The organism is Klebsiella sp. HN106, from assembly GCF_051209435.1.
GTDB classification, from domain to species: Bacteria; Pseudomonadota; Gammaproteobacteria; order Enterobacterales; family Enterobacteriaceae; genus Klebsiella; species Klebsiella oxytoca.
In genome coordinates this window covers 1-295 of sequence record NZ_JBLURD010000235.1, presented here as the reverse complement: position 1 = coordinate 295, position 295 = coordinate 1, and the positions used below count along the sequence as shown (strand labels likewise).

The 295-nt window shown below is 32.9% G+C and carries 1 protein-coding gene; it reads left to right on the top strand.

Going from position 1 to position 295, the window contains the following annotated elements; all coding sequences use genetic code 11:
• Positions 1–44: 44 nt before the first annotated feature.
• Positions 45–295 (top strand): Hachiman antiphage defense system protein HamA (locus ACSIPU_RS31070; protein ID WP_435322544.1); only part of this gene is annotated, 251 nt, incomplete at its 3' end.

The window sequence follows — 295 nt, the reverse complement described above, 5'->3', positions numbered from 1 at the left end:
TTACATGTTCTAAACATTGAGAGTAACAGTTTTGTTTATAACAAATTGGTGAGGAATTAAGAGACTTAATAGTCTGTTACGTACATTCGAATAGAAGAATAGCTGAGTTTGAAAAAAATCATCCATCTTTTAGTCCCAAACCATATTTAGAGGCAATGCAGAAATTTCGTACCTATACATCAAATGAAGGTGAGTTAGGTGAACTACTATTATACGCATTCCTTGAATCAGGTCTCAACGCACCTAAATTACTATCCAAAATGGAGCTAAAGACTGATGCAAATGATTATATCAA